Genomic DNA, 24,407 nt, shown 5'->3' with positions numbered 1-24,407 from the left:
CGCACAATAAAATCAAAAAATCGGAACCTTCATGAATCTGACCCTTTTGGTGGCTGTGATTGCCATCGGCTATGTGTTTTTGCTGTTTCTGCTTGCCTGGGGAGCTGAACGTTATGTCAGCCGTATCAAGCCGGGCCTGCAAGTGATCATTTATGGCCTGAGTCTGGCGGTTTACTGCTCATCATGGAGTTTTCTGGGAACGGTCGGTCAATCCTCTACCGATCTCTGGTCCTATCTGCCGATATTTGTTGGCCCCATACTGATATTTACTCTGGGCTTTGGCATGCTGCGCAAAATGGTGGTGGTGTCCAAGAGTCAGAACATCACCTCTGTGGCTGACTTTATTGCTGCCCGCTACGGCAAGTCCCAGCTATTGGCCGCATTGGTTACCCTGATCGCCCTGTTTGGCATCATGCCCTATATCGCACTGCAGCTAAAAGCCATGGTGATGGCCCTTGGGCTGTTTGAAACACCTGAAAGCTCCCTTGGCGATACCACACTTCCTCTTCTTATCAGCTGTATTCTGGCGGTGTTCGCCATTCTGTTTGGTACCCGTAAGCTGGATGCCACTGAACATAATCCCGGCATGATGGTGGCCATTGCTTTCGAATCTTTGGTGAAGATAGGGGCATTTTTGCTGGTGGGCTTGGTGATCAGCTTCGGCGTATATGATGGCTTTGGTGATATCTGGTCAAAGGCGCAGCAGGCGGATTTGATTCAGGGGGCTGAGCTCAGGTGGGCGTCACTGCTGCCTGAGTTGATTGTAGGTATTGCCGCCTTTTTGTGTATGCCAAGGCAGTTCCACGTGATGGTGGTGGAGTGCGCCGATGAGAAGACATTGCGCAAAGGGCGCTGGATGCTGCCCATCTATCTGGCACTGTTTACGCTATTTGTTGTCCCCCTGGGGCAGGCGGGCAGACTCATGCTGGGTGATACAGTCCCGGCAGATACCTATGTCATTAACATGCCGCTGATGTTGGATATGCCTGTGGTGGCGGTCATTGCCCTGCTGGGAACCTTGTCGGCGGCCACAGGTATGGTCATAGTCGCCGTGGTGACCATCAGTATTATGGTGAGTAATGAGTGGCTGGTACCTGTATTGCTGCGCTCAGGCAAAATACGCCGTAAGAACTTCAATCAGTTTTCCAATTTCCTGCTCAATGCCCGACGACTGTCCATCGTCATTATTCTCGGGCTGGGTTATTTAAGTTATCTGATCTTTGCTGACAGCGACTCACTGGCCCATCTGGGCATGTTGTCTTTTGGGGCTTTTGCCCAGTTGGCTCCCGCGCTGGTGGGTGGTCTTTACTGGAAGCATGGCAACCGGGGCGGGGTATACCTGGGACTTGTAGTCGGTTTTGGGCTCTGGTGCTACATTCTGGCGCAGGATGTGATGGCCAGCGGACGACTGCTTCCTGATGGCGTGATGGTGCTGGAGTTTATCAATCCCGATGTGAACGATGCCCTGCTGGCGTTGTTGGTGAACAGTCTTTGTTATGTGTTGGGCTCACTTTGGTTCAGGGCGGGCGTGGCAGAGCGTATTCAGGCCAGCAGCTTTGTCAGCCCGGGCGACCTTAAGGATAACAGCAACCGTAAAACCGGCGGTGTGAGTCAGCAAGACCTTTTAATTCTGGCCAGTCGCTTCGTGTCTCCCGGACGCGCTTACGAAAGTTTCAGCCGCTTTATGCCTGAAGCGGTGGGCGCGGATAACCGCAACCGGGCGGCGACGCCGGAACTGGTTGCCCATACCGAGCACTTGTTGGCAGGTGTATTGGGAGCGTCCAGTGCAGCACTGGTAATGGACTCAGTGCTGCGGGGCAGGGATCTGGCGCTGGATGAAGTGTTCTCTTTGGTGGATGAGGCCTCATCCAAGATTATTCTCAGCCAGGATATGTTGAGAGCAGCCATTGAACACGCCTATGAGGGCATGAGTGTGGTGGATCAGGATCTGAATCTGGTGGCCTGGAATAACCGCTATATCGAGCTTTACCAGTACCCTGATAACTTCCTGCAGCCGGGTATGCCTATTGCTGATGTGATTCGCTTTAATGCCAAACGGGGTTATTGCGGTGACGGCGAGGTGGAAGAGAAGGTCAGCCGCCGTCTGGAACATATGCGCCGGGGAACCCCGCATGTGTCGGAGCGTTATCGTCATGATGACAAGGTGATCAAGATTCAGGGCAACCCCATGCCCGGCGGCGGCTTTGTGATGACCTTTACCGATATTACCCAGTATCGGCAGCAGGAGCAGGCGCTGCGGGAAGCCAATGAGATGCTGGAAACCCGGGTTAAAGAGCGTACCTTTGAGTTGGCCAAGTTAAACAGCGAACTGCTGGAGGCCAAGGCGCAGGAGGAGATGGCCAACGCCTCCAAGAGTCGCTTTCTGGCGGCCGTGGGGCATGACTTGATGCAACCCCTGAACGCGGCGCGCCTGTTTACCGCCTCGCTGTCCCAATATCCGGCGCTGGACAATGAGTCTCAAACCACGCTTTCCCATATCAACAGTTCGCTGAAAACGGCCGGTGAACTACTGACGGACTTACTGGATATATCCAAGCTGGATTCCGGTATGGTGGATGTCAACCTCAGGCAGGTGGCAGTATCTGAAGTGCTGGACAGTCTGGCGGTCGAGTTTGACGCCATGGCCGAGGATCACAAAATCAGTTTCCGCTATCAGCAGTGCGGTGCCACCCTGTATACCGATCCTTCATTGCTGCGCAGAGTGCTGCAGAACTTCCTGACCAATGCCTATCGTTACGCCAAAGGCGGGAATGTGCTGCTGGGCTGTCGTCGCCGGGGTAAAGAGTTGGAGATCCAGGTATTGGATACCGGATGTGGTATCGATGAAAAGCAAACTCAGGAGATTTTCAAAGAGTTTCGTCGCCTTGATACCCCCAGCTCAAAAGAGGCGGGAGGCCTGGGACTGGGGCTTGCCATTGCCGACAGAATAAGTCGGGTGCTGCATCATCCTATTGGTGTCAGCTCAGTATTGGGCAAAGGGTCGGTATTCTCAGTACGGGTACCCCTGGGCGAAAAGCAGGCCTATATTGCCCAGCGCAGTCGTCCCGGTAACTTGCAGCCTCTGTCCGGCGTCAAGGTGCTTTGTATCGACAATGAAGAAGCAATTCTGGCAGGATTGGAAAGTCTGCTCAGTCGATGGCACTGCGAAGTCGTCTGTGCAAAGGATTTGGCTGACGCCCGTATTAAGCTGGGCCTCAAGGGAATGGCTCCGGACATAGTGCTGGCAGATTATCAATTGGATGATGGTCAGAATGGTGTAGATGCTATGGACGGGATCCGCAGCCTTTACGGGGAACATATCCCGGGTATTTTAATTACCGCCAATACCCGTAAAACCCTGATAGAAGATGTTCAGCAACGTGGCTATCACTATATGGCGAAAATGGTGAAACCGGCAGCGCTGAGGGCTTTGATGTCCAGTTTATTGAAAGCGGGCTGAAAACCGGACACCAGTCTGGCTATACTTGCCAATAGAGTCGTAGTTCAAGGATGGAGGGATAATGATTACTGCCAAGCTGTCTGCCGAGAAGTGTTTCGGAGGATGGGTTAAGCGTTTTTCCCACCGCTCCTCAGTATTGAATTGTGATATGTCCTTCAGCCTGTATTTGCCTCCACAGGCTGATCTTGAGTCTGTTCCTGCTGTGTATTGGCTTGGGGACTCAGGGCAGACAGATACCAGTTTGTTTGATGCATACGTGGCTCAATCCCATGCGGCATCACTGGGACTCGCGTTAATCTGTCCGGATGTGCTGCCCAGAGGGGAATATGTACCGGATCTGGCATCCCGCCTTGGCTGTGACACTGTCCCTTCTTTATATCTCAATGCCACCTGTATGCCATGGCAACGTCATTTCAGAATGTTCGACTATCTGCAGTCTGAATTGCCGGCCTTAATTGAATCCCACTTTCCGGTAAGTGATCGCAAAGCAATCAGTGGTCTCGGGCTGGGGGCTCATGGTGCCATGGTACTGGCCCTGAGCCAGCCGCAGAAATATGCCAGCATATCCGGCTTTAATCCTGAGTTTGCGCCTCAGGCTGATACCCATGTGGCCGCTATGCTGGAGCTGTTGATGGGGGAGAGTCAGGATGCCAGGCGTCAGTACGATATTGCTGAGTTGTTGACTCTGGGGATCTCGCAACTTCCGGTGCTTTTACATCAGGCAGAAATTGCGCTGACTCCGGCGCTGGCGGCAGGACAAAAACAGGTACTGGAAGCCGCTAAAGCGCGGGGCTATCCTCTAGAATTGGTAGGATTACGGGAATACACAGCCTCTACTGGTTTTGTGGCCAGCTTTATCGGTCAACAACTGAAGTTCCACAGCCTGTACCTCTGACCCCTCAGAGCTGGGGAAGCTTCAGATATCCTCAATAATGGTGGCAATCACCTTATCCCGCCCGGCACTCTTGGCGCGGTAAAGGTTGTCATCGGCCCGTTTTATCCAGGTATCTATCCTGCTGGAATAACCTGCATTGGCGATAACCGCCCCTATGCTCACAGACAGTGAAAACAGCCTGCCATCTTCTGGGTTGGTGATCTTAGTGTTTCTCAGCTTGGCGGTAAAATCCTTCAAGTGCGCTTCCACTTTCAGCGGGTTGCACATAGGCAGAATAAGCAAAAACTCTTCGCCGCCGTATCGGGAAACTATGTCTGTCTCCCGCACGAAATGATTGGACAGCAAACCTGCCACTGTTTTGAGGCTGGCATCCCCGCCAAGGTGGCCAAACTCGTCATTCACCATTTTAAAGTGGTCAAGATCAAGCAGCACCACGGCCATTGCCTGTTCGCCCCTTTGACAAAGCGTTTGAGCCTGTTTGAACTGGTTCTCAGCGTATCTGCGATTATACAGGCTGGTCAGAGAGTCTCTTTCCGCCAGTTTCTGCAGTTCACCATTGGCTTTTTCCAGTTCAAAGGTGCGCAGGGCTACCTGCTCCTCAAGCTGCAATTGTTGCCGGATCAGTTCTTGCTGCGACAGCTTGAGCTGGTCATAAAGTTGCTCCACTTCGGTGGATATCTGTTCTTCATTCCACTCGGGTCTTGCCCTGTCTTTATCTGAGTATTTGAACTGCTGTGCAATCAGCTCCAGCGGCCGGGTTTGGGTCTTTGCAAGCAGTGAGGAAAGGCCGAGAGTGACCAGCAATGACAGCGCCAGCATTGCCACCGAGGTCAGGTACTGACGCTGTGCCATGGTGACCATAGGGACAAATGGCTTGAGCAGATAAAGTTGCCACTGGTTGCTGAGCTCTTGCTGGCTGTATAGATACTCGGGCACTTCACTGGCGGTATTTTTCAGGTTCATCATCGGCATGGACATGCTGTAGTAGCTGCCGCTGCGACTGAACAGGAAGGTGGAAAGGGCCGGAAGTCCTAGATTGTCAGAGGCGTAGATGATATTCCCTTTGGCATCGGTCAGCACAATGCTCATGGATTCTCTTTGCATTGCCCCATGTTCTATCTGGGCAAACCCACTGAGATCCAGCGAGCCTTCAATAATTGCCTGGGGCCTTTGATAATTCTCATTCAGGTAAACAGGGGAGCTCATGGCCACTATCACATCATTACCGAATCCACGGCCAAGGAACACATCAGAAATATAGTCATTCTGGTTGTACAGGGCTTCCCGGAAGTAATCGCGGTCGCTCACATTCAATTTATGCACTGGCTTGTCGGCCAGCATAGACGCCGGGCTGGCATGGAGAATATTCCCTTTGTGGTCGGCGATCAGCATGGTCAGGAAGTTGGGATAGGTTTGATTCAACCGGGTCAACATCGACTGCCAGTGATCTTTATCGGTATTGGCCAGACTCAGCCAACGCGCAGCATTGCGTATAGCCTGCTGGTGGGTCTTGAGGTAGCGTTCAGCAGCCTTGCTCATCGACCCCATAGAGTCCTGCAAGTTGTTTTGCACCATCACTTGCTGGTCGCTCAGATAAGTATGGTTGTACAGCAGGGATGAGATCAGCATGGCTGAAGTAATAAGCAGTGCAAACAGGTAATTAAGTTGCTGTTTGAAGCTGCGCTTATGCGTATTTTGCTTCAGCGCCAGTTTTGACAGCGGCCGAATCAGCATGACCAGCAGACAGGCAACACTGGCATAGAGCATGCCATTGATTGCCTGCTTGATGACGATAAACAGTATGTGTTCTTCGTTGAGTTCGGTATATAACGAAGCGTAGAGCATAAACAGCGCAGGGCTGATTAAGAACCAAAATGCGATAGCGGAGTAGAACAGATAATAGCCGCGGCGAACAGCTAGCCCCAGCCAGAGAGCTTCCATCATAAAGATAAGGAACGGATACAAGGAGTCCCAACTGACGTAAAGGCCTGTGGCGCACATCAACGCCGTCAGCAGGGCATAATAAGGACCGGCAATAGCGGCGACTATGACCAAACAGACATTGCCCACAATCAGCTCGACATTGGCAAACAGCGGTATGGGATACAGATTAATCAGGTATCCGATAAGCCCAAACAGCAATGACAGCTGTAACAAAATGGAATTGAACTTTATATTTTGCAATCAACGACCTTTTTGTAGGAACGTCCGAAAACCGGACGGAGCTGCTGTTCTAACATTGGTTGCGATTTGTTTAATAAATGTTAACTCCTGAGGCTTGTGTATCTCAAGGACTAAATCCTGCACACGCAACTTTTCTTCAGCTCACTTAGGCGTTTTTACGCTCGATTAAATCCCACTTATTGCCGTAGAGATCTTCAAATACAGCCACTGTTCCATAGACTTCTTCCCTTGGTGTCTCGCAGAAGCTGACGCCTTAATCCGCCATACTGTGATAGTCCTGCCAGAAGTCGTCAGTTTGCAGGAACAAAAATACCCGTCCTCCAGCTTGATTCCCGACAGCAGCCAGTTGTTCCTCGCCATCCGCTTTGGCCAGCAGTAATGCAGTGCCGGTTGACCCAGTAAGAGAGACAATCACCCAGCGTTTACCATCACCAAGGTCTGTATCTTCAATCAAGGTAAAGCCAAGGGAAGACACATAAAAGCTAATTGCCTCGTCATAGTCACGGACGACCAGGGCTACTTGCGCGATATTCTGCTTTATCTTATTCATTTTTATGGGCTTGTCAGAAGGAGATAAGTGGAGACTAGCAACCTTTAACAGTGAGAAGAAGCGATATCTTCAGGCTGTCTGAGCGTTTGTTGGCTTGAGTAGCAAAGCCTGTCTCTTAGGTCAGTTTCAACACTAAGTCGAAGCCGCTTTAAGAGATAGCCTGGCAGAAAAACTGGTTGTATCAGGCTGGTTATGTCAATTAAAGGACACAAGGGATTTAAAATCCCTCGTTGATTCTGTTCTAGATTGATGGGTGTTTCCTGACAACTGAAAGGTTGCTACCTGTGTGGAACCAACTGTAGAAAACCATCCCAGTCTGTTCCTCAAATACTCGCCCAAAATGCTTTCAAAGTCAGGGGTGTTTTGGGGAGAAGTTTGTTAAATAGTCCATCCAATACAATACCTTGTATGTTAAAGCTACCGCTGTGTTTTCCCTCCAAATGCCCCTGTCTACCCCAGAAATAACCTGTTATTAAAAATCTAACACCCGCTAAATACACTCAGCTGGCAGGGAAACCTTAAGGCTGAAATGATAAAGCTTAACTGCAAATTTATTTAAATGAACTCATGAGGATTTCATTGTGAATACTCAATACAAAGTTGAAAAGATAGAAGCTCCACCAACTTAGCTTCGGTGATTTAACAGGTGCAGATATTTATTTGAATGAACCGTGTGGTAGGGGGTATCTGCAGATGTTCCTGTTTCCTGAACTAAGTATCAAAAATAGATAGTAACCGCGTTATAACCCAATTAATTAACTTTCAAATACTGAGTTCGTTATGAACACTCGTAAAATTAATGCAGTTCTCAATTTTTTATGAGCGTTCTACTTGCGGAAATTCATAACTGCAGGTTTTTATGTTTGACCGTATTTGTAATTGTGAGCGTGACTTTGTTTTTATGTAATTGGAAGGTTTATATACTTTCTATCTTAGAAGTAAGGTCTGGGATATAGACGTTATGTTATTGAGTTTGTTTGTTGGTTGAGAAGCGATAGAGTTTCTCAGTAACTTCAATTGTTGATATTGAATGCAATTAAATACAATGAATAAACAACAAGGTTTAATTTCCCGGCGCTAAATCCAGCAGAGGATGAACTCGTATAAGGATAATACAATGAATTTGATAAACGTTGTTAAACGAGTCAGCTTGGCGGGGCTTGTGGTCGCCTCACCTATGAGCCTGGCAAATACGACCGCTGCGGATTTATATGGCCCGGCGAAAGGAACCGACGTCCAAACCCTGGTATTAATGGCTGGGGAAGATTATGAGTTAAAACAGCTAAGTTATACCGATGGACGGGGTATTCCACAGCAGTCAGACTTTTACTTCCTTTATTCAGCTCAAGGCGCCAACAATGCGTATCTTTATGCTGGGCTCCCACTTAGCGAGCGTAATGATATCGTATCTGAGTTTGAGGGAAGCTCACCCACTCCATGTGGCAAAGCACAGGAGCCTTGCCTTCCGGACCCTCAGGCCGCAACAGCTGATGATGAGTTCGATGTTATTGTTGTCGACCGGGATGCTGCCAACGCCAATACCTTCAGTAAAATGGAAGCTTTGGTAGACAAGCGGGGTTGGGGTGGTATTCAGCAAGAGCAATATCGCTCATTGAAGATTGAAGGTGCTGATCTCGGTAAGGCCGATTATGCTGCCAAAGGATGTTTTGGCTGGAACCACAGAAGTAAAAACTGGCAAAAATCATTTAATGAAACCTTCAATAAGTCCAAGCGTTTTGGCAGTGGTAACGCGTTTGTTGAGGTCGAAATTAATGCAACGACGGCGGGTTCTGGTAAAGCAACATTGGATTACAAGTATAAGAGTGCCTTTTGTGTGCCTTATAAAGTACGTATGAAAAAGCTTAACGCCCGGGCCGATTATAGTGTGACGGGTGATATAGAAATCCATGGTGAAGCAACTCACACCTTTACCGGATACACCTGGAATATCGCTGAGCCCAATATTGCCAACGGCTGGTTTATGATCGGTGTTATACCGGTGCAATATGACGTTAAACTGCCTATCCGTGCGGGTACCGGTGATCTAACCCTTAGCGCCAGCGGTGATGTGGGGCTGGAAAAAATGCTCGATATCACTGGTCACTATGAATATGCCTGTGACAAAAACAATTGTGCCAAGGTTTCCAGTTCATTTAATGATAACGGCACCCTGAGAATGGATAACATCCAATATCAATTGTTGGCATCAGCCACTATTGAGCCCTGGGCGGAGGTTGCCATTAAGGGGCGGATTTATTGGGGACTTATCTGGGCTAAGGTGGGTATCAAACCTTCACTGCCGATCAAGCTGTCAGGTTACTACGGCAATATGTGTGGTAACGGTGATGGCCTAAGTGGTAATGAAACCGTAGCGGCAGGTGTACTGGATATCGACTTCCGAGCCGGGGTTGTCGCGCAGGTTAAGTACTTCAATGAAAGATACTGGGAGATTTACCGTACCGATGTTTATTTTGCTGATCTGGTGAATCCATATAGCACCGCATTTTCACCCATTATCCGTCCTTCAGTAAGCAACCATACCGTGACTCTACCGGTTAGCTTGCGCTCCTGTATTCAATCTGCAGATCAGGGTTATCAGGATTTCACCGTTTATTGGGGGGATGGTAGCTCTTCCAGCATTCATAACCTGAGCGGTACCAGAACACTGAGCCATAACTATTCTTCTTCAGGCACTTATCAAATTTCTGTTAGGCACCGTAATGGCGCAGCGACCAATCGCAGTGTGAATGTAGCTGGCGTTACTGCAGTACCTGTAGTCAGTTCTTTCTCTGCAGTTGCTGAGTGTTCTTCCGATGGTGAACATCCATATGTGCAGAAAGGAAGTCAGCTGGATACAAAGAGGATTCCTCGAGATGGAATGTGGCTTTCCGGTACCGTCAACGCTACCAATGCGCCTACCCAATATGAAGTCTATATGGGAAGCTCATTGATTTACTCCGGCTCCAGTCAACACTTCTTCCGTAGTTTCAATTACAGCCCCAGCTACGTGAATCTTAAGGCCCGTGCGAAGAACAGCGTAGGTTGGAGTAACTTCAGATCCATTACTGTTAGATGTAATCAATATCTCCAGGGAGATGGCGGTATTATTTAAGTTCCAACACATCTTAAGCGCCGGAAACTTCCGGCGCTTTTTTTTTGTGTGCAATGGCAGGCAGTTTGAAAGATAAAGCTCTGCGCTTCTGATGTGCTCGCATCAGGGATTCCCGTCAGGCCTGATATTCCTGCACCCAAAGCTGGGGCTTAAAGAGCCTCATCCAATTTAGACGCAGGAACCTGAAGTTTGGGGGCATCTCCATTTACGGTGTCGGGTCGGCGCTTCTTCTTTGATAAGCTCATCGTACAACTTCAGGAATAAACCAACGTGTGAAGTTGCTGTGACTTTTTAAGCCATGCCAATAAGGTCAAGCCCCTCAGCGACAATGAAAAACAGCTGCTTATCAAGGGTAGCCTGAGTCTCTGCTTCTATAACAAAAAGTCTCTCACCTTCCTCGATTGTCGATAGCTGTTCAACCTGTAAACTTTCTTTTTCGGAGCCAAGTCTAAATACAGGGTGGCTAAACTCGAAAGGGCAATGCATATATGAGACGCCTAAAAATGCGACAAGAGGAGTGGCATACTCGTTACTGATACCAGAGCTTAATACCAACCTGTACCCATCAAATGAAGAGAAGTGGCAGTCCCAACCCACCAGTGAATTTAATTTTACAAGTTGGTCCCTCATTGCCCCTCCCAATGTTGATGACTGGCACTACCGAGCTGTTATCAAATCGAGTTTAGTATTGAGTTGCTGCTCGCACCAAGACCCAAGGCTTGGCAGCAGTCTTCTGGCGACTGTCATCATCACAACCCAAATGTCGCCGCCACTATGACCGCTACGGTTGAAAGTAAGCCCAGAAGTATCCAAACATCCTCTTGTTGGTGTTTCCATCTGGTTGAACCCATGAGTGTGGCAGCTAAAGCGCCAAGCGCCATAATAGGCAACCCCAGTAACCAGCTGATTTTACTACCGGCCATGTAGCCGACAATGATCAGAACAAGCATGATGACAATGTGCATGGATTTTTCCTGCCAGTTTGGGATATGAAAGGACTGATCTAGAGCTAACCTATTAGGATACCGATAGTTTTGCCGTAATCTATTGGAAGAAAAGGCTATTAGACTTCTAATGAGGAGCTGGAAGGGATGTTTAGCGTCAGAGTTTGACCCCTTTTCTAATCCTGTTGAGAGAAGCTTGCAGAAGGCAGTAGAGCTGGTATGTCTAATATCCAGCGACTTGCACCTTGAAGAACTTGGCTGGTGTGAGGGAAGTGATTAGTCAGGATGCGGCGTTGAGGTTAGGGCAGGCGATGGGCGCTGAGGGCTGAGTACTTCAGCATACGAGGGAAGGGGAGTAGGGCCGACACCCTGGCCGTGAAGTATGGACTGTCACGGCGCAGAGTGTTGGGGATTGTGGGGTGAGCTAAAGTTGACACCAAACTAAACGAAATCACTTGAACCGCTGTTGTTCAAGCTCTTTATGCATCATTTTTTATTTCGGTTTTTCCTTTTTGAAGATTTAATCATATTTCTTTTTACCTTAGCTCTTTTATTGGCCTCATTTCTTATTGGAGCCGGCGGAGAAAACATTGCTTTTTCGGCCTTTTTATATTTTTCAGAGTCTACTTCATAATCTGTTGAGACAAAAGCTACTTCCGTATTTGCGATCCACCATTGTTCGACTTTCTTTCTTGAGTTAAGAAATGGCCTCAATTGTATCGGATTTTCTAAATGTCTAATTAAGTCATCTGAGTTTGGTGTGCTACCAGTCCACTGTTTAGATTTACTAGAACTCTGTTTGACCTGTCCATCTTTGCTAGTCATTATGATGTTGATTTTAGAGCTTTTAGCAAATCGGCTTAATGATGAGAAGTCAGATATATAGACATCATCAAACTTTCCTAACCAGGAAAATGGCATGCAGTTGAATATAACGGGAATGACTTCATAACTATTTACATCAACGCCAAAATGTTCTCGTATAACCTCGGGATACTCAATTAAAGCGTCTTTAAGTCGATTTACTTGTTTAACAGTTTTTGATAAGTACTCTTTTGTTCTATAGGCTTTTACTGCACTAGACCAAGAAAGAGACCTATTTTTACACTCAAAAACAAATATTCTTTTATCTAAAACAAATACACAATCATACTCATACTCCTCAAGCTCTCTTTTAAACTTAAAGCTTTTGCATGGAGAGAGATGTTTTGTAAACACCTCTATTACTTCCTTTTCAAAACGATAACCTTTCTTTCCTGACTCTGATTCTAGTGATGAAAATCGAGAGAGTATTAAATTTGGAACACTTGAATTGACCGTGCAATGGTAGGCGAGATATAAGTTGCTATCCTCTAATTTAATCAGAGGGCAATCGAATAGGTCTCTTGAGTTTTTTCCAAAACTTGCCAACTCAATGAAAGTCAATGCATTTACTTCTGTTAGGCCTGAATCTAACAACGACTTGAGCATGTCGCTAAATGAAAATATAGGTAGTTTCTCTCCTGACATGACTTGGTCAGATAAATATCTTAAAGTAAAGTAACCTCTTATCCAGTCTCGAAGCGTTAGCCCATTGTAATCTGTGTCATCTTCAAATACATTGGTGCAGAAAACATCTTGTAGATTACCACATGCATGTATCTCATCTTCACTAATAAAGCTTCTTTCACTCAATTTTCCTACACTGATTAAGTCATTTGAAATTGTTGGCTTAATACCCTTGTGGGACATAATTTCCATGAAATTTTGTAATGATCTTTTTCTAAATCTTTCGCATGCTATAGAGTCAAACATCTCAAACTCTGACTCACTTCTTGAAAAGTAATAAGCAGTTTTTACTCCATGTTCCCTTGCGTCGCTTGGTACATCATCACCAAAATCTCTAAATATATCTCCTCCAAATAGAATGCTACGCAGTGCGTTATCTTCTAATTGTTTCCAAGAAAGAGCAAGAAGTTCAATGGAGCCTGCCTTAAATAAGTCTTCTTCGCTTGGGATTACTCTATTAGGTAGAACCACTTTACCATCTTTAAACCAATTGTTTTTATATGATAATAGGCTCAATGTTAAAGATAGGTATGAGACTTGTCTTTCAATAGCTGCATCTGGAGAGTACTCAACACCTTCTTTGGTTTTTATTCTTATGAAAGGCGTAACTAGAAGGGTTTTAGGTTTTTGTTGATAACTTTTTTCAATGTCAGAATAAATCGTGCTTATCGTAGATTCAACGCGGGTAAGATGAGCCCAAATTTGAGTGGCTTGTTCTAGTTTGCTTATTTCACATTCTTCTATAACATTTGAAATATTGTCAAATAGCTCTTCCGATATCTGTACTAATTTTCCTTTGTTTATTATAATTTCCTTTACAGAATCTCCTCTACTATCTAATATGTTGCATAGACTGGCCAAAAACTTATCTCTTTCTTTGCGATTGGATTTACTATGAATACTCAATATTTCTGGCCTGCTTAGGGTTTTTTTTAAAATCTCCTTTATCTCATCATCACTTGGGTTACAATCTTTTAGATAGTTTTCGAAATCGTTACACTTGAAGTTGTTTAATTGCTCAATCATATGATACCACTACATTTAATTGCTTGTTAATGAATAACTCTGGTTTTATTTTTTGAATTGTAGGATTTTTATTCTTCAATAAGAAAAGTGAAATCTATTTCGTTCTTGTTCGCTTCCTCTATTTCTGTTAAAAAGGCATCAAAACCCATAGGCATACAACTGTTTGATATCTCTATTTTTGACAATAATGTGCACTGAATTTCTACATTGGTTTTTTTCAAAAGTTCATGAAAAATATATTTCATGAACTGAGATATACAAGTTAATACAGTTTTTGCCGAGTCAGCATCCCAGAATAATCCGCGTTTAGGTATGTTTAGTGCTTTCCATTGTTCTCCGATCAAGTCCATAGGTAATGCATAGTGACTCCCCATGTCTTCCATTTTACCAACTTCAGTCTTGATGTTTTTTATTTTCGGGTGGACGAACTCATTTCTTAATCTAATTACTTCCAAGATTTTTCTACTATATTGTTTCCTCTATCAAAGTTAGATACATTGTTTAGCATTAAGTATGTTTCATATTTTGCGATAACATTGAGTTTGTCTAATTCATCAAGCATTTTTTTTGGGGTGTCTAGGTCGTTTAATAAACAATTGGCACAACTTTCTATTGCTAAAGCTGAGGCAATTATTGACGCTCTAGCATGTCTATTCACAGTATATGAATCATTTTCTCTTTGAGCTAGCTTCTGATGGAATATTGCATCGCAGATAAGATCGTAAAATCCAGGGTATTTAAAGTTTGCAGGTATCTTCATTTTTTTGATTTCCATATCTTCGTTAACGCTACCGCCCGTTGCTTAATGGGCGCACAATCCCTGTGGTCAATTTGTGCGAGCATTGTATCGGAGTTCTATGTGAGGTAAATCAGTCATTTAGATGATGTGTGAGGTAGGGCAAGGTTTGGATCGAGGGATGGTTAGATGGTGTGCGGGTTAGGGGAGAATGTGAGAGTTTGTATCGGGGTGTTGGATGGGGTCGGGATAGGCGGCTGCGCGCGGCCTATCCTTGTTTGTTATGTGCACACTAACTCTAAATCAGCATCCTTGGCTTCAAACAACTCTAACCAAAGAGTTACACCATTTTGGTCGCTGCACTCTAAGTCAAAGGCACCATTGTAAACATCGATTATTGTTGCAACGTCGCCGACGCGTGGAACCCTAGAGCCAAAGCTATTTTCGCTATGCTTAAATTCTTTATGAAGAGACTTAATTTTCACAACTGAAAATTGTTTCATCAGATTCCTTGTGCGTATAACGTCGCCATAAGCGGCTAAGTAACAGATTGCTATAAAGTGGAGCGAAGCGGAACCGAGCAAGCTATTGCGTGTCCATGCTTCATGGCCTTGTTATATTTCGCCTACCACTATGAATTTATCATCTTCATCAACAATTTCCAAAGCATAAGTATCCCAAATAGTGTTCTCATAGATACCTGGCTCAGTTTCAACTTTCACCATTTTGAAAGTGCCGTTAAAGATTGACTCAACTAAGTACCTTATTCCTTTTTCACGCGAAGGCAAGTCATGTTCACTCGCTTCAATATGTCCGTGCGTGTGAAAACGGCCATTCAGTAGAGAAATAGAGTCTTCGCCGTCCTCATTCCAAATTTCGATAATTAGAGTATCGAACCCATTTGGTAAAGCTATTTGAATTTGCCCACCTTTAATTAAGAACTTTATTTCGGCACTTTCTAATTCTTGCGCAATACTATTTAACTCTGACGACATCGCTAAACTTCCGTGAAATATAACGCCGCGCACAGCGGCCGGAGGTCCGTAGCTGCGCCTTGTTAAGTATTGAATGTATTTAGCCACCTGAAAGCTGTTTTTGGCATAGTGAACGTAGCTTGCTAACCTTTGTTGGCCACTCAAAACCAGGCAGTGTTTCTAAAAAGAGGTCTCCATATGCTTTGACATGGCACGCGCTCTCTATTTTTTCTAATGCTTTAATTTTTGTTGCTGGATCATCGAGCATTACAACGGCTGCCGACAGCGAGTCTGCATACCTATTCATTTGATTGTTTCTAAGATCACTTACCATTTCAGTGGCAAGGCTTTTTACACTCTCAATACTCACGATTTATCCGAAACACTTCACGATTTGTATCGTGCGCATGCTCGTTGTTCACCTGGTACCGACGATATGCGCGCTTAATTTGTCACCAAGTATCGCTCGGGGTGGGCGATGTTGTCCAGGCGGGTATGGTTGCAAGGTGTGGGGGAGAGCGGGGAGTTTGTATCGGGGAGTGGCCGTGGTGGTGGGGTCACGGCCAAGGAGGTAGGGCAGCAGTTATTGACTAGTTGTATTTTTGCGCCCCTACGTCGTAGTTGTTATGTATTCTTAACACCGCTGACTTCGCTCATGAATTTTAGTAACTGACTATATAAAACTTTATGCTCTGAAAGCATTATTTGATACGCCTCTAGATTTTCAAGGCCTTCATTGTTTACTTCATGAGTAATTCTATCGTCTTTTTCATTGTGTCGCTTTATTGCTGCAATCAGACTTTTGTCCATCAGTGGGTGACATACTGTCAAAGCATATTCTATTTTACCTTTAACTCTTTTAAAGGCTTTATAGTCAACTTCAAGCTCTTCTTCAGGATCGTTGCTACAATAAATGTTATGTATTTCATTTTCTGTTGCTTTAATTACGTCAGACAAAGCTTGTGCTAATTCAAGTAAAAATGTTTTGTTTGTGTCCCAAATCCTGTCTTTTCTAAGTTTCTGTTGAGAGTCAAAATGTATAGCTGCTGCTACTATGGTCGCCATCGCGATTACTATGTTCACTGAGAGAGAGTGATTAAAGTTGAACTTGAGATCAAGAGCTACATACCAGATAGTAATAGTGAACCCAAACAATGTACCAAGTACTATTTTAATCAAGTTAAACTCCAGTCTATTAAATAAATGTTTCATCGCCAACCACGCTACCGCCCCTTGCTTAATGGGCGCACATTCCCTGTGGTCAATTTGTGCGGGCATTGTATCTGAGTTCTATGTGAGTTAAATCAGTCGTTTAGATGATGTGTGAGGTAGGGCAAGGTTTGGAGTGGGGGATGGTTAGATGGTGTGCGGGTTAGGGGCTATACTGCCACCCAATTATTGGGTGGCATAGGTTTAGTTGTGATGATATTTTGCACAGTTAGAGTGTAGAACAATCATCTTTGTGATGTATGAATAGTTATTAGAGTATAACTGCTGAGGTCAAGCAGTAAACCAAAAGTGCAAGGTTCATAAAGACCGGGATGGATAAGTCGAATAGATTTTTATTCCTCATCGCTGACTTAATGAAACACCTGATGATTGAACAATTATACGTTATGTTGAGAAAAAAATTATTTATTCCAGTGGAATAGTAAGTTTTATATTGTTCTTCAGGGTCATATAGGGTGTTTGTTAGCCCCCATTTCGCCCTACCGTTTTCGTCATCCAGAATACCATCTTCAACATGAACTCGATGGCTGGGTAAGTAAGAGAACTTTTTAAAAGTAAAGTTCATGTCAAACTCAATTTTGAAGTCTTTCGCTATGGTGCCGTGTGGTTCTCCCCAATCGTCTTCGGTATATTTATATTGTTCTATGGTGATTGAAGGTTCCGAGGAACTACTATCTGACATGCGTACTTGATGAGATACTTGCTTGCCATAAATAGTATTTTGAATGAACCGAGTGCCTCGTTGACTATTTAAGAATGTTCCGATTGCTTCAAAGTAAACCTTTTTAAACTCTTGAATATTATGAAGCGTGTATCGGTACATTGAAAAAACGACAATACCCCAATATAAATAAGGTAGTCTATCGGCATTTGGAAAGTCGACTGTCGGCAACCACGGAATTGCGATTTCTGTAGTTTTTAAGTCAACTCCAACAACGGTGTGAGCGACTCCAATACAAAATAGCGTAAGTAAGCCTTTTGACGAGTTTGTGAATGTTGGTTCTGTTATTTTTTCTATGGGGCTCATATGGCCTGTCTCAGTATTCATGGGGAATAGCGTTAATCAAAGTCCGACGGTTAATGCCAGGTAAGACTTATTTGGCGCACAATCCCTGTGGTTAATTTATGCGGGCATTGTATCTGGGTTCTATCTGATTGAAATCAGCCAATTAGATGATGTTTTAGGTAGGGCAAGGTTTGGATAGAGGGATGGTTAGATAGTGTGCGGGTTAGGGGAGAATGTGAGAGTTTGTATCGGCCGTGACCAAGGGTACGGCCGAGGGTGTAGTTGGGCGAAAGCTATTGGTCACCCTCAATATCATGATGAAAAACGGTGCTCGATAGGGTGAAAAACTAGGTGGATTAGCAAAGTAATAATTGACGGAATGCGACTGTCACTTGTTATGTCAACGGAAGCTAAGTTTTTTTGTAGAACTTAACCATTAACTCTTCTGGCATCCAACCCCGAACACGACTCAGAAACCAAGGGCTCAGATAAACTAAACCTCCAAACAGAAGAGAGGATATATAGGGGTTCTTGTCATTACCACTTCCTATCGCATAACCCATGACTAAGGCCAATAAGGTAAGAATCACCAGAAACCAAAAGTGCCAAGAGTATGACCTTCTTGAAGTGGCCTCTTTAACTGTCCTCTTTCTCTTTGAGTTTCGCTTTCTGCTCAAGATCAAAAATCCATTTCAAAATGAAAACAAGTTCACATAACACCCAAAGCAGCGGCGAGCGTTAGCGAGTCCAGCCCGCAGGGCGATGCAGCCTTGACTTGTTGGGTTTTGCTAAGATGTTGCGCAAAACGCCTCATATATTTTTTTAGCTGTAGCTAAAAACTCATTTTCGTTACCAACCATAATCAGTGATTCTGGCAAATGGTGATTGTAAAAACCACGCTCAAAACTAGAGCGGCTATCATTGATTTTTATGGCAGCTTCACAAGCTAGTTTTGACTCTTCATCGAGTGCGACCCAAACAAAGACACGATCATAGTTTAGCTCAGAGAACTTGGTGATTCGCTTGCTTGAAGCGTCTGACAGGGATACCAAATGATACTTTGGAGCAATACCTGGCTGAGATACGGGTGCATCTTTTGTTATAGACTTTACTGTTTTTTGATCTGCTCCAACTACGGCAATCTCAATGTATTGTGGCATGCTCATTGTTCACCTGGTACCGACGATATGCGCGCTTGATTTTTCACCAAGTATCGCTCGGGGTGGGCGATGTTGTCCAGGCTGGTTTGGTAGCAGGTGTGGGGAGAGCTGGGGAGGTTGTATTGGGTGTGCATGGTCTTGTTATGCAGTTGGGCTACCAGTTGCCTCGTACTCATTTATGTAGTGTTCGATTGATTTAGCTGTACCAGTAACCAATAGATTACCGGTATGTTTTTCTACGATAAGTGGTGCATTTCCTGCAACAGCAAACTGCAACTCTCCCGTTGTATGCCATTTTTCTGAAGTATAAAAATATACCCAGCCCCATTCTTTAGAAATTGTAGAATCATCCAATACTATATATCTATCGTTTTCGGGCTGTGGGAAAGTAGCTATATGACTCTCTACAATTGACTTTGCCTCGTCTTTCGTAATCATCTCTTTCATACTTTATGCATAACATTTGCATAGTGCGCATGCTCGTTGTTCACCTGGTACCGACGATATGCGCGCTTAATTTTTCACCAAGTATCGCTCGGGGTGGGCGATGTTGTCCAGGCTGGTTTGGTTGCAAGGTGTGGGGAGAGTTGGGGAGGAGTTTAGTTGCGCGAGATGATAATTGACGGAATGCGACAGTCAGTTGTTAGGTATTTCTTCCGATGAAATTCGCGATTTCACACTCCTCTGGAACACGCTCTACTCGGCGCTCAAGGTCTGTAGCTTCTGCTACTAACTCTGAACGATGAGGTAAATCTTTTGGTAACTTTACGTTTTTGACGACACCTAGATTATGAAGAGCGTTTAATACCCACCAACCTGGGTCTGGTTCATCTTTGTATAAACCAAGCATAGCTGAGCCGGGGTATGCGTGATGATTGTTGTGCCACGCCTCACCCATTGAGAGAAAACCAGCAATACGAATATTGTGTCCCTGAACAGCAGCACCTTCAACTGTCCAAGTTCGTTGCCCGTGGTTATGAGCAAAGTAACCAATAAGCCAATGACCACCGACAGAGATGACTACCCGTACAGAAATACCCCATACCAGCCACGGTATTCCACCCAATAGATATAAAGGAATTGCGATAACTAACTGTTGAAGTAACCAATATTTTTCAATGAAAAGGTAGAACCTGTTCTTTGACACTTCATCTTCAATCGTAAACTCCGGTGGATATCTCAAATTGAGGTCACAATTGAGTTGCCACCATCCATCTTTAATTATTTTTGAACCATGCAATAAGAAATCATGGCATTTCTTCTGCCGTTGTGCCCAGTCTCTTAAATCGTGCTGCTTCATCATTCCAATTGGCCCAGCCATACCAACTAGCACACCCAAGTAGACAAATAGATATTCTATCCATTTTGGACATTCATAAGATCTGTGAATTAGCAGTCTATGCATTCCCAGAGAGTGTCCAAAGCAAAGTGTTACCGCGGTCAATGAGACAAATATGATAAGAGCTGAAAATGAAAATACGAAAGGAGCGATGCATAACGCAGCGAACAAATTTGAAAGAAACCAAATAGATTTTAAAGGGTTCCATACAACGTCACCCTCAAATGCGCTTTCCGGTCTCTCTGAATTAACTCTCTCAGTATTTCGCATAACTTCCTAGATGCAGTTAACATTTGCATAGTGCGCATGCTCATTGTTCACCTGGTACCGACGATATGCGCGCTTGATTTTTCACCAAGTATCGCTCGGGGTGGGCGATGTTGTCCAGGGGGGATGGTTGCAAGGTGTGGGGGAGTGGGGGTTGTATCGGGTGTGGTTGGGCGTCGTCGGGGGACCAGGTGACTTTTGTGTGTGTGAGAACGGAGCGTAGCGTAATGAATACAAATAGCATCAGATTGTCAGCCGGTGCCCGCTTTATTACGTGCCATTTTCCCGCTGCCACCGTCGTGCCTGAGCGAAAGCCTTATGCCTCAATTTTTGGCTATCAGACTTATCCTTTGCGATGTCTATAAGACCCTGACAAATACTATCATTTATAACAAAGCCATTTTCGATCCAAACCACTGCAGATAGCGCCCAATGCCTACTTGGGAATCTAAGCGAGTATTCAATAAGATCTGTAAGAGTGCTCGCTGAGATAGAACCAAAACTTTCAATCTCTTCCAACACCTCTGGATAGGAATGCTTTAATAAAGGCAGTAAAACCATAAGATTATCGCTTTCGTTCCAGCGTGCATCTAGCTCTTCAATAGATAATTTCATTGGTAAATAGCTTTTATAAACTGCTACCTCACAAAGTACCCAAGCTGAGGGGCTTGGTCTAGTGGGGGGGAGGTTGTATCGGGTGAGGTATGGAAGGGATAGGCGGCTGGGCGCGCCTATCCCTGTTTGTTAGGCATTGGTGTACACCGGCTCGTCATTTTTCCAGAAGTGACCAAAACAAATGGTAGTAACAACACCATATTCAGCTTGAACCTCAAGCTCTAGTTCTGGAAAACTATAGCTTTCCATTGAACCGTAATCTTCAAATTCGTAAGTGGCTTCGCCTATTTGATGAAGTTTAGATATAACTTCATCAGTAGCTAAACCTATGACGTTGACTCCCTGAATTAATAGTTCAGGGTTTGAACATTGTATCCAGTGAAGCTTATCCCCCTCGTCCATCCAGAACGTCGACTTTAACTTATTATATTGGAGGAGAGGTAAGTTGTTTTTATCACGGTCTATTTTGTCAGGTTCACCAAGTAGGCTTTTCAGGGCAGCTTGGTCTAAGCCAAATCGAATATTATCTAATCCAGTACCGAATTTTACTTCCATGTTCTAACCTATGTTTAAAGCTGGCCACAGCGGCCGAGCGTAGCGAGAACCAGCCCCCTAGGGGCGATGCTGGCTGGCTTTGTTATCGCCATATTTAGGCAAGAACCTTGTTTATTTGTTTAACGATATTATCGCGGGCATTCTGTTTTTTAAACACAGTTGGAATATGCAACAGAAAGCTAGCCCACTTAAACTTTCCGGTTTTTCTTTCATTGGATGCAATGTAATCACGGAGGTCTACTGCCGACTCGCGATTAAAGGCCCAAAGCACTTCACCTTTGTAGCTGAATGAATAATAAGCATCTTGAGGCCATTGAAGGATATATGGCTTTCTTGTTTGGCAATGGCTACAAGAAAATGCTCCAAGACCGAGGCCATGATTTCTGGTTAAGTACTTAGAGTGAGACCAATTTTCGGGGGAATAACCGTCAGGTAAGCTAGTGATAGCGTTAATAGAGCCACCGTGCAAATTAGCGAAATAGATGGCACCGTGCCATTTATGGCCACAACTATCTTTAAACATTGAGTATTCAAAGGTGTCACTTTGCTCGAAAAATGGAACATCTTTTTTTAATGTAATTTTGACGACCTCAGCAAACTTGAAAACGCAATGTCCACCACAAGCAGGGCATTTAATCTCTACTTTGTGGGGCATGGGATTCCAATCGTAAGTGCCAGTCATCTCAGTTCCTTTAAGCTATAACGCCCTTGCTAAGTGGCTGACAACGCATAGCTACTCTGCTTGAACAAACCACCGTAAACACTGTATCGAACTAGAACCAAAATTGCCGAGCGTTGGCAGTCCACCTTGAGCAGTTTGTTATACGCCAGAACGCTATTTTAGCAACTGCTCTAGTTTATTTGTCTCTTGGTCTGAAAACGTGACGTAGCCAATCGGTACATTGGTATCTAAGCTCTCGATAATGTAACTAGCACTGTCAGCACCAAAGCCACCACACAGTTCAATTACCTGTATTCCACTTTCAATCATCGCTTTTGCCACAACAATAGCCTCATCATCACTACTCACACCAACGACATGAGTCGAAAATTCCGGCGCATTCAAATCCGTAGAATCACGAACATGACTATAACTTTCTGCCTTTATGATAAACCCGTAATGCTTGATCATATTTATCCCTTAGACCTAAACATCGATTGGCGTATAACGCCCCAATCAGGGGCTGCTAATAGTTTGCTAAAATTGTGTAGCGTAGCGAAACCGAGCAAACTGTTAGCAGTCCCACTACTGAATTGGCTTGTTATGTTCACTTTTGAACTCCTCTAGAATATTCATAGAGGGCGTTGGTTTTGTTATCCACACACCATTTTCCATGACTTGCCATGTTTCATTAAAACCACCTTGAGAGTCAAAATAATCAATAACTTCTGAATAAAAGGTTTCAATTAGTTCTAATTCTCTTTGACTTGTTGGCGGTAGTCGAACGGTGTTAACGATAAGTACTTTAGTAGAGACTTGGCTGCGAAGAAAATCTTTAGCTTTTTCAGTTTCCCCCTCTTCCAAATGCTTCAAAGCCCAAAGCATAAATCGCCCATTATCAATGTGCTCCTTAGTGTATGTATTAGCTAAGGATGAGTAATTTAAATAGAAAGCTGAAATGAAGCCGCTAAAGAAGACTATTAAAGTAAACGTACCACCTATAACCCAAGCAATAATTTTAGATTTCACCAACACTCTCCTTGTGAACATAACATTTGTATAGTGTGCATGCTCGTTTGTCACATCAGACCAGTGAAAACCGCGCCACTGTTTTGAACGATTATTCAGCAATTTGGAAACATAAGTCCAGATTAAACTTTGAGCAAAAGCGTGCCAGCACATTATCTGCCTGCCTGTCGCCTGTTATCTACATTTCAAAGCGCCCTAAGACACTGAGTTTATGGGTTATTAAATATTTCCACTCAAAGAAACCGTGCCACGATTGATGACAAACCGTGCCATGCACAGCGAAAGCAACTTTGAGGCAAGGGATACTTTCATCACCATCACAGCCCAAAGATCGCCGCTATCACAACCCCTACCATTGAAAGCAAACCCAGCAGTATCCAGATATCCTCCTGCTCATATCGCCATCGGGTTGACCCCATAAGCGTTGCAGCTAAAGCGCCCAGGGCCATGATTGGCAGCCCTAATAGCCAGCTGATTTTGGTACCGGCCATGTAACCAACGATGATCAGAACAAGCATGATGATGATGTGCATGGAGCTCTCCTGACGGTTTTCGATAGAGGAGACTGATCTCGGGTTAACCTCTTAGGATACGGGAAGTTTTACCGCGATCTATTGGAAGAAACGGTGATGAGATTTTCTAATGAAAAGTGGGAAGGGATCGGGATGGTTAGCGTTAGAGTTTGACCACGGTTTGACCACAGTTTGACCACACTGCGAAAAGTATCCAAAAACAAAAAAGCCCGTAAGTCTTTAAGACCACGGGCTTTTCCGTTCTAGAATTTGGCTGGTAGGTGGGATTCGATCGTCCGGGATTCCGGCCGATGGCCGCTGACACCCCATCTGCTTTTGATTGTAAAAACAGACATAACAAAAAAGCTCAGCATTTCTGCTGAGCTTTTCCGTTGAATTTGGTCGGTATGAGAGGATTCGAACCTCCGACCCCTGACACCCCATGACAGTGCGCTACCAGGCTGCGCTACATACCGAGACAAATCGGTCGACAACATCAATTGCCGTTCCGATGTGGCGAACTTTAACAAGCTGAGGTGGGCATGGCAAGTGCTCTGATAGATAAAGTTAACTGTTTGATTAGTTTCTAATCGTGCAAGTTAAC

At 44.8% G+C, this 24,407-nt stretch carries 23 protein-coding genes, 1 tRNA gene and 1 pseudogene; 3 read left to right on the top strand and 22 right to left on the bottom strand.

From position 1 onward, the window contains the following. Positions 1-31: 31 nt before the first annotated feature. Together L2725_RS11010 and L2725_RS11005 are read left to right on the top strand one after the other, a co-directional pair. Entirely contained in the window at positions 32-3,460 is a 3,429-nt protein-coding gene (locus L2725_RS11010; protein ID WP_249249008.1) for a hybrid sensor histidine kinase/response regulator, read from the top strand. A gap of 61 nt (positions 3,461-3,521) precedes the next feature. Next, the gene (locus L2725_RS11005) at positions 3,522-4,355 is read left to right on the top strand and encodes an alpha/beta hydrolase-fold protein (RefSeq protein WP_115138518.1); all 834 of its coding nucleotides are present in this window, start codon (positions 3,522-3,524) and stop codon (positions 4,353-4,355) included. 21 nt (positions 4,356-4,376) lie between these two features. Here the strand turns inward: L2725_RS11005 and L2725_RS11000 are convergent, their stop codons facing one another. Continuing rightward, positions 4,377-6,539 carry a sensor domain-containing diguanylate cyclase gene (locus tag L2725_RS11000; RefSeq protein WP_249249007.1) on the bottom strand — a complete coding sequence of 721 codons (2,163 nt, stop codon included), beginning with the start codon at positions 6,537-6,539 and terminating at the stop codon, positions 4,377-4,379. A gap of 145 nt (positions 6,540-6,684) precedes the next feature. After that, a pseudogene (locus tag L2725_RS10995) lies at positions 6,685-7,089 on the bottom strand (VOC family protein). A 1,117-nt stretch (positions 7,090-8,206) separates the two neighbouring features. Here L2725_RS10995 and L2725_RS10990 point away from each other — a divergent pair. Then, on the top strand, positions 8,207-10,201 hold the full coding sequence (locus tag L2725_RS10990) for a PKD domain-containing protein (protein WP_249249006.1): 1,995 nt from the start codon (positions 8,207-8,209) through the stop codon (positions 10,199-10,201). A 291-nt stretch (positions 10,202-10,492) separates the two neighbouring features. On the opposite strand, the gene L2725_RS10985 is transcribed toward L2725_RS10990, so the two are convergent. The 20 genes from L2725_RS10985 to L2725_RS10890 form a co-directional block, all read right to left on the bottom strand. Further along, positions 10,493-10,831, bottom strand: coding sequence for a hypothetical protein (locus L2725_RS10985; RefSeq protein ID WP_249249004.1), 339 nt, complete (start codon positions 10,829-10,831; stop codon positions 10,493-10,495). A gap of 119 nt (positions 10,832-10,950) precedes the next feature. Continuing rightward, positions 10,951-11,166 (bottom strand): hypothetical protein, encoded by a 216-nt coding sequence (locus L2725_RS10980; RefSeq protein ID WP_115138513.1) that lies wholly within the window; start codon positions 11,164-11,166, stop codon positions 10,951-10,953. Between the two features lie 465 nt (positions 11,167-11,631). Further along, a complete protein-coding gene (locus L2725_RS10975) occupies positions 11,632-13,719 on the bottom strand; it encodes an NERD domain-containing protein (RefSeq protein WP_249249002.1) in 2,088 nt (695 codons plus the stop codon). A gap of 68 nt (positions 13,720-13,787) precedes the next feature. Beyond that, positions 13,788-14,174, bottom strand: a complete 387-nt coding sequence (locus L2725_RS10970; protein ID WP_249249000.1) for a hypothetical protein — start codon at positions 14,172-14,174, stop codon at positions 13,788-13,790. Then, a complete protein-coding gene (locus L2725_RS10965; protein ID WP_249248998.1) occupies positions 14,165-14,479 on the bottom strand; it encodes a hypothetical protein in 315 nt (104 codons plus the stop codon). The genes L2725_RS10970 and L2725_RS10965 overlap by 10 nt, the downstream gene beginning before the upstream one ends. Positions 14,480-14,736: 257 nt before the next feature. Then, positions 14,737-14,958 carry a hypothetical protein gene (locus L2725_RS10960; protein WP_249248997.1) on the bottom strand — a complete coding sequence of 74 codons (222 nt, stop codon included), beginning with the start codon at positions 14,956-14,958 and terminating at the stop codon, positions 14,737-14,739. Between the two features lie 111 nt (positions 14,959-15,069). Then, positions 15,070-15,450, bottom strand: a complete 381-nt coding sequence (locus L2725_RS10955; protein WP_249248996.1) for a hypothetical protein — start codon at positions 15,448-15,450, stop codon at positions 15,070-15,072. Positions 15,451-15,529: 79 nt separating this feature from the next. Beyond that, positions 15,530-15,799: a M13 family metallopeptidase gene (locus tag L2725_RS10950; RefSeq protein ID WP_249248995.1), complete on the bottom strand. Its 270-nt coding sequence runs from the start codon at positions 15,797-15,799 to the stop codon at positions 15,530-15,532. A gap of 254 nt (positions 15,800-16,053) precedes the next feature. Continuing rightward, positions 16,054-16,707: a hypothetical protein gene (locus L2725_RS10945; RefSeq protein WP_249248994.1), complete on the bottom strand. Its 654-nt coding sequence runs from the start codon at positions 16,705-16,707 to the stop codon at positions 16,054-16,056. A 202-nt stretch (positions 16,708-16,909) separates the two neighbouring features. Beyond that, a complete protein-coding gene (locus L2725_RS10940; RefSeq protein WP_249248993.1) occupies positions 16,910-17,686 on the bottom strand; it encodes a hypothetical protein in 777 nt (258 codons plus the stop codon). Between the two features lie 767 nt (positions 17,687-18,453). Further along, the gene (locus L2725_RS10935; protein WP_249248992.1) at positions 18,454-18,825 is read right to left on the bottom strand and encodes a hypothetical protein; all 372 of its coding nucleotides are present in this window, start codon (positions 18,823-18,825) and stop codon (positions 18,454-18,456) included. 141 nt (positions 18,826-18,966) lie between these two features. Further along, positions 18,967-19,272 carry a YrhB domain-containing protein gene (locus L2725_RS10930; protein ID WP_249248991.1) on the bottom strand — a complete coding sequence of 102 codons (306 nt, stop codon included), beginning with the start codon at positions 19,270-19,272 and terminating at the stop codon, positions 18,967-18,969. A gap of 196 nt (positions 19,273-19,468) precedes the next feature. Beyond that, the gene (locus L2725_RS10925) at positions 19,469-20,128 is read right to left on the bottom strand and encodes a fatty acid desaturase (protein ID WP_249248990.1); all 660 of its coding nucleotides are present in this window, start codon (positions 20,126-20,128) and stop codon (positions 19,469-19,471) included. A gap of 573 nt (positions 20,129-20,701) precedes the next feature. Beyond that, a complete protein-coding gene (locus L2725_RS10920) occupies positions 20,702-21,046 on the bottom strand; it encodes a hypothetical protein (protein ID WP_249248988.1) in 345 nt (114 codons plus the stop codon). 129 nt (positions 21,047-21,175) lie between these two features. After that, on the bottom strand, positions 21,176-21,601 hold the full coding sequence (locus L2725_RS10915; RefSeq protein ID WP_249248987.1) for a hypothetical protein: 426 nt from the start codon (positions 21,599-21,601) through the stop codon (positions 21,176-21,178). 94 nt (positions 21,602-21,695) lie between these two features. Further along, positions 21,696-22,283: a hypothetical protein gene (locus tag L2725_RS10910; RefSeq protein WP_249248986.1), complete on the bottom strand. Its 588-nt coding sequence runs from the start codon at positions 22,281-22,283 to the stop codon at positions 21,696-21,698. A 153-nt stretch (positions 22,284-22,436) separates the two neighbouring features. Then, positions 22,437-22,733 carry a DUF6506 family protein gene (locus L2725_RS10905; RefSeq protein ID WP_249248985.1) on the bottom strand — a complete coding sequence of 99 codons (297 nt, stop codon included), beginning with the start codon at positions 22,731-22,733 and terminating at the stop codon, positions 22,437-22,439. Positions 22,734-22,847: 114 nt separating this feature from the next. Continuing rightward, positions 22,848-23,291, bottom strand: coding sequence for a hypothetical protein (locus L2725_RS10900; protein WP_249248984.1), 444 nt, complete (start codon positions 23,289-23,291; stop codon positions 22,848-22,850). A 317-nt stretch (positions 23,292-23,608) separates the two neighbouring features. Beyond that, the gene (locus tag L2725_RS10895; RefSeq protein ID WP_249248983.1) at positions 23,609-23,824 is read right to left on the bottom strand and encodes a hypothetical protein; all 216 of its coding nucleotides are present in this window, start codon (positions 23,822-23,824) and stop codon (positions 23,609-23,611) included. Positions 23,825-24,202: 378 nt separating this feature from the next. Then, a tRNA-Pro gene (locus L2725_RS10890) sits at positions 24,203-24,279 on the bottom strand. Positions 24,280-24,407 lie beyond the last annotated feature (128 nt).

This window comes from Shewanella corallii, from assembly GCF_023349125.1.
GTDB classification, from domain to species: Bacteria; Pseudomonadota; Gammaproteobacteria; order Enterobacterales; family Shewanellaceae; genus Shewanella; species Shewanella corallii.
Note: the sequence above shows the minus strand (reverse complement) of the source record. Positions and strands in the feature narration are given on the sequence as shown.

What these genes read in the sequence shown, in the direction of transcription:
- L2725_RS11010 (WP_249249008.1), top strand. Translation starts at nt 32, where the DNA reads ATGAATCTGACCCTTTTGGTGGCTGTGATTGCCATCGGCTATGTGTTT.
- L2725_RS11005 (WP_115138518.1), top strand. Translation starts at nt 3,522, where the DNA reads ATGATTACTGCCAAGCTGTCTGCCGAGAAGTGTTTCGGAGGATGGGTT.
- L2725_RS10990 (WP_249249006.1), top strand. Translation starts at nt 8,207, where the DNA reads ATGAATTTGATAAACGTTGTTAAACGAGTCAGCTTGGCGGGGCTTGTG.
- L2725_RS10985 (WP_249249004.1), bottom strand. Translation starts at nt 10,831, where the DNA reads ATGAGGGACCAACTTGTAAAATTAAATTCACTGGTGGGTTGGGACTGC.
- L2725_RS10980 (WP_115138513.1), bottom strand. Translation starts at nt 11,166, where the DNA reads ATGCACATTGTCATCATGCTTGTTCTGATCATTGTCGGCTACATGGCC.
- L2725_RS10975 (WP_249249002.1), bottom strand. Translation starts at nt 13,719, where the DNA reads ATGATTGAGCAATTAAACAACTTCAAGTGTAACGATTTCGAAAACTAT.
- L2725_RS10965 (WP_249248998.1), bottom strand. Translation starts at nt 14,479, where the DNA reads ATGAAGATACCTGCAAACTTTAAATACCCTGGATTTTACGATCTTATC.
- L2725_RS10960 (WP_249248997.1), bottom strand. Translation starts at nt 14,958, where the DNA reads ATGAAACAATTTTCAGTTGTGAAAATTAAGTCTCTTCATAAAGAATTT.
- L2725_RS10955 (WP_249248996.1), bottom strand. Translation starts at nt 15,450, where the DNA reads ATGTCGTCAGAGTTAAATAGTATTGCGCAAGAATTAGAAAGTGCCGAA.
- L2725_RS10945 (WP_249248994.1), bottom strand. Translation starts at nt 16,707, where the DNA reads ATGCCCGCACAAATTGACCACAGGGAATGTGCGCCCATTAAGCAAGGG.
- L2725_RS10940 (WP_249248993.1), bottom strand. Translation starts at nt 17,686, where the DNA reads ATGAGCCCCATAGAAAAAATAACAGAACCAACATTCACAAACTCGTCA.
- L2725_RS10935 (WP_249248992.1), bottom strand. Translation starts at nt 18,825, where the DNA reads ATGCCACAATACATTGAGATTGCCGTAGTTGGAGCAGATCAAAAAACA.
- L2725_RS10930 (WP_249248991.1), bottom strand. Translation starts at nt 19,272, where the DNA reads ATGAAAGAGATGATTACGAAAGACGAGGCAAAGTCAATTGTAGAGAGT.
- L2725_RS10925 (WP_249248990.1), bottom strand. Translation starts at nt 20,128, where the DNA reads ATGATGAAGCAGCACGATTTAAGAGACTGGGCACAACGGCAGAAGAAA.
- L2725_RS10920 (WP_249248988.1), bottom strand. Translation starts at nt 21,046, where the DNA reads ATGAAATTATCTATTGAAGAGCTAGATGCACGCTGGAACGAAAGCGAT.
- L2725_RS10915 (WP_249248987.1), bottom strand. Translation starts at nt 21,601, where the DNA reads ATGGAAGTAAAATTCGGTACTGGATTAGATAATATTCGATTTGGCTTA.
- L2725_RS10910 (WP_249248986.1), bottom strand. Translation starts at nt 22,283, where the DNA reads ATGACTGGCACTTACGATTGGAATCCCATGCCCCACAAAGTAGAGATT.
- L2725_RS10905 (WP_249248985.1), bottom strand. Translation starts at nt 22,733, where the DNA reads ATGATCAAGCATTACGGGTTTATCATAAAGGCAGAAAGTTATAGTCAT.
- L2725_RS10895 (WP_249248983.1), bottom strand. Translation starts at nt 23,824, where the DNA reads ATGCACATCATCATCATGCTTGTTCTGATCATCGTTGGTTACATGGCC.